The organism is Pseudomonas sp. PME37.24/025, assembly GCF_055556615.1.
Genome location: NZ_JBVHNK010000073.1, coordinates 1 through 321, shown reverse-complemented (window position 1 = coordinate 321; position 321 = coordinate 1). Strand labels below are relative to the sequence as shown.

Annotated in this window: 1 pseudogene; it reads left to right on the top strand. The window is 48.6% G+C overall.

Annotated elements, in window-relative coordinates:
* Positions 1-321: pseudogene (locus tag ACZ3HH_RS29555) on the top strand (hypothetical protein); the annotation flags it as partial.

Here is a 321-nt window from a genome sequence, read left to right as displayed (position 1 = left end):
ACAAGCGCCCTCGATCCATTCACGCCGCGGCTATCCGCCTGGCTTTCCGCTGAAGCAGTCAAATCCCGCAAGCAAAGACGGACCTTAAAACAGATGTTTCTGGACTTAAAGGCGCTGGGGTATCAGGGATCGTATGACCGCGTGGCTGCCTTCGGAAGACAGTGGAAGGTGGGTCAAATAGAGAGGGTCAATTCTGCGAGCAAATCAACACACAATGCTCTTTCCAAAGTCCAAAAAGCTGAGATTTATTCATTTTTAGCCTTAATTTCGTTCGACCGGATAGAACGTTCGACACTGCCCAAAGTTAGTAAATTGATTGGG